Genomic DNA, 2,875 nt, shown 5'->3' with positions numbered 1-2,875 from the left:
GCCGCTATCCAGATTGATAACCGGCATCGAAGCCCCAGCCAATAACCCAAGCGTCGCGGCTTGCGCCAACACCACGGCCGGAGCACTGTCCTCCAGCATGTAAGCAATCCGATCCAACGGATACGCAGGATCCAGCGGCACATAACCACCCCCCGCCTTCAAAATCGCCAGCAACCCAACGACCATATCTGCCGAGCGCTCAACACAAATCGCCACCCGCGAATCCGGCCTTACGCCCTGCCCGCGCAGATGATGCGCCAATTGGTTAGCCCGATTATTCACCTCGCGATAGCTCAACCGCTGTTCGCCATAAACCACCGCCACCGCATCCGGCGTACGCTCAACCTGCGCCTCAAACAACCCATGAACCGTCTGATCCAGCGGATATAGCGCCTCAGTGGCATTGAACCCGACCAATAGTTGCTCACGCTCCGCCACCGGCAAAATCGCCAGATCAAACAGCGACGCCTCGGGCGCAAACTCCAGCGCTTCCACCAGACTGGCCAGCGCCGCTTCCATATAAGCGCCAACCCGCTGGGCACCGACTCCCGCCGCAGCCTGAACCGTCAGGCTGAACCCCTGCCCCAAATCATCCACCGACAAGGTCAGTGGATAGTTGGTGCGTTCTTCGCCACCCAGCGATTCAATCCCGTGCCAGGCCGAAGAATCGCCCAACGCCGTAGGCTCCGCGCCGGAATGCCGGAAGTTGAGCAATGCGCTGAACAGCGGCGTCGGTGCAACCACCCCGCTGCAACGCTGGGCCAGTGCCAGCGAGGCATGTTCATGCCCCAGCAGGCCGGTCAACTGCGCATGGGTTGCCTTGACGGCGGCGCGAGCACCTTGGGCGCCCACGCTCACGCGCAGCGGCAGGGTGTTGATGAACATCCCCAGCGCACGCTCGGCGCCTTCGCCACCCTGCATCCGTCCCATCAACACGGTGCCGAACACAACTTCTTCGCGGCTCGAGACCCGGCCGAGGACGTGTGCCCACGCCAAATGCACCAGACTCGCGGCACTCACCCCGAGTTGGCGTGCCTGTGTCCGCAGACGTTGGCTCAGCCCCGCGTCTACAGATTGCTTGGCTTCCTCGATATCACGGCCATCGCCCTGCACATCCTGCAAACCGAACGGCAGCGTCGGCTCATCAATATCGCCCAGCATGTCGCAGAAAAAGGCTTCGTGCGCCTCACGGCTGACGCCAAGGCGAGCCTGGGCCACATAGTTGCGATACGGCACCGCCGCGCCCAACTGGTCCGCCTGACCGAGCAAATGCGCCTGCATTTCGTGGCGCACCACTTCCAGCGCCGTGTGGTCGAGCGCGGTGTGATGGAATAGCAACGTCGCGACCCAGCGCTTATCGTCCTGGGCAAAACGGATGCACATCAACGGTGCCTCGCGGAGGTCGAGGCGATGATGACGGGCGTCGAAACGCTCGCGCAACTGATCGGCGATATCGCCTTCAGTGGCCACGAACGTCACTTCTTCCACCGACAGTTGCGCCTGGCGCCAGACCACTTGCACCGGTTCGTCCAGCCCTTCCCAGGCCATCGAAGTCCGCAAGATGTCGTGGCGGTCGATCACGCCCTGCAAGGCATGGGTGAAATGCTCCAGACGCTCGCGGCTGGCGAAACCGAACTGAGCTTGCAGCACATACGGATCGCCCTGCTCGGCGGCCAAGTGGTGATAGAGAATGCCTTCCTGCAACGGTGCCAGCGGGTAGATGTCCTGCACGTTGCGCGCGCCGCCGGGGACGGTGGCGACGATGCGTTCGATCGACGCCTGAGTCAGCGTGACCAGCGGCAGCATGGCCGGGGTGATGTGTTCGCAGTTCGATGGAATCAGGTTGGCCGGGACGTTCACCTCGTTACTGTCGTCACCGACCGCCGCAGCCAGTGCGGCCAGGGTCGGTTGGCTGAACAGCACGCGCACGTCGGCGCTCAAACCGGCCTGGCGCATGCGTTCCATCAGGCTGACCGCCAACAGGGAGTGACCGCCGAGTTCGAAGAAATGGTCGTGACGGCCGACCTGTTCCACGTTGAGGACTTGCGCCCATATCCGCGCCAGGGTGATTTCGGTTTCACCGAGGGGCGCTTCGTAGCCTCGGGTGATCACGGCGTCCAGGTCCGGTGCTGGCAGGGCCTTGCGGTCGAGTTTGCCGTTTGGCGTCAAGGGCAGTTTGTCGAGATGGACGTAGGCGGCCGGGATCATGTAGTCCGGCAACTTGGTTTGCAAATGGCGGCGTAACGCGTCGATGTCCAGCGCTGTGGGCGCGGTGTAGTAAGCGACCAGACGTTTATCGCCGGGGACGTCTTCGCGGGCCAGGACGACGGCTTCTTTGATGTCTTCGTGCTGGGCGAGTTTGGCTTCGATCTCTCCCAGTTCGATGCGGAAGCCGCGGATTTTGACTTGATCGTCGTTGCGGCCCAGATACTCAATGTTGCCGTCGGGCAAGTAGCGGCCCAAGTCGCCGGTTCGGTACATCCGGCCGTTTGTGCTGAATGGATCGTTAAGGAAGCGTTCCGCAGTCAGGTCGTCGCGGTTCAGATAACCGCGCGCCACACCAGCGCCGCCGATGTAGATTTCGCCTGGGACGCCCAGTGGCACGGGTTGTTGATGCTCATCCAGCAAATAGAATTGGGTGTTGGCCACGGGTTTACCGATGTGCGCCGCGAAGCCATCGTCGCGGTCCATCGATACCCAACTCGAATACGTGGTGGTTTCCGAGGGGCCGTAGAGGTTGCATAGGCGCTGCACGCTGGTTTGCTCGAACAAGCTTTCTACAAGGCTGCGTTTCAGCGCTTCACCCGCGACGTTGACCGTGTGCACGTTGGCGCTCAGGCCACCGGATTCCAGCAAGGCTTTGAGCGCTGATGGC

The 2,875-nt window shown here is 62.2% G+C and carries 1 protein-coding gene; it reads right to left on the bottom strand.

Going from position 1 to position 2,875, the window contains the following annotated elements:
* Positions 1-2,875: AMP-binding protein (locus HB680_RS32400; protein ID WP_213942321.1), on the bottom strand; the 2,875-nt coding region annotated here is incomplete at both ends.

This window comes from Pseudomonas sp. dw_612 (assembly GCF_018449725.1).
In the GTDB taxonomy this organism is placed as follows: domain Bacteria; phylum Pseudomonadota; class Gammaproteobacteria; order Pseudomonadales; family Pseudomonadaceae; genus Aquipseudomonas.
This window is presented reverse-complemented; position numbering and strand designations above follow the sequence as displayed.